Raw genomic sequence first — 1161 nt, 5'->3', positions numbered from 1 at the left:
GATGCCAATGTGATCTCCCCCCTTGTGGGGGAGATGTCCGACAGGACAGAGGGGGGTGAATGCCTCGCGCCCAGCCATCAATCGATCACTCCGCCCATTTCACCGCTGTCAAATCATTGGCGGGAATTGGCCCGTTTTCCCAGAGCCCTTCAACCTTGGCATCCCATATCCCGGTTTTGGGAAGCTGGAACAAAAACGCGGCGGGAACATCGGCGGCGAGGATTTTCTGCGCCTGCTGGTAGAGCGCCGTGCGCTTGGCCATGTTGGATGTTGCCTCGATCTGTTTGATCACATCGCGGAAGGTCGGGCTGTTATAGTTGAAGTAGTAATTATCCCGGGCAAAGATGTTGAGATCGTTCGGCTCCGTATGGGACACGATGGTCATGTCGTAATCCCGGCCCTTGAACACCTGTTCCAGCCACTGCGCCCATTCAACCGGAATAATCTCGGCTTCGATACCGATTTCGCGCAGTTCCGCCGCTATGATCTCGCCGCCGCGGCGGGCATAGACGGGTGGCGGCAGTTTCAAGGTGGTCTTGAAACCATCGGGGTGGCCAGCCTCGGCCAGAAGCTTTTTGGCCAGTGCCGGATCGTAGGCAGACTCTCCGGTCAGGTCGATATAGGCAGGGTGATGCGGCGGGAAGAACGAGCCGATTGGTGTTCCCAAGCCAAACAGGGCGCCATCAATCAATGCTTTGCGGTCAATGGCGTGGGTGATTGCCTGCCGGACCTTGAGATTGTCAAAAGGCGGTTTTTGGTTGTTCATGCCAAGAACGGTCTCGCCCTCGGTTGTACCGATCACCACCTTGAAACGTGGATCAGCCTGAAACTGCGGCACGGCCTCATAGCTCGGAAAGACGGGGAATGCCTGCACATCGCCCGCAAGCAGTGCGGCGGTTGCGGCTGCCGGATCAGGAATGATGCGGAAAATTGCTTTGTCGAGGGCTACCGGTTTGCCCCAATAGGCAGGGTTTTTGGAGATGGTGATCTGCGAGCCCTTGGCCCAGTTATCGAGCTTGAAGGGGCCGGTTCCAACCGGCTTTTCCTTGTTGGTGTCGGCGCTCTCAGGCGCGACGATGACCGCTGCCGCCCAACCCATATTGTAGAGGAAATCACCATTCGGCTGTTTGAGCGTGACCTTGACGGTCAGCGGATCGACAG

Annotated in this window: 1 protein-coding gene; it reads right to left on the bottom strand. The window is 57.5% G+C overall.

The annotated features are described in order from the left end of the window. Window positions 1–85 precede the first annotated feature (85 nt). Window positions 86–1161: ABC transporter substrate-binding protein (locus AB4Y96_RS26375; RefSeq protein ID WP_441920983.1), on the bottom strand; the 1076-nt coding region annotated here is incomplete at its 5' end.

The organism is Phyllobacterium sp. TAF24, from assembly GCF_052113785.1.
Lineage (GTDB): Bacteria > Pseudomonadota > Alphaproteobacteria > Rhizobiales > Rhizobiaceae > Phyllobacterium.
The sequence above is the reverse complement of the archived record's forward strand: the minus strand, read 5'-3'. Positions and strand labels throughout refer to the sequence as shown.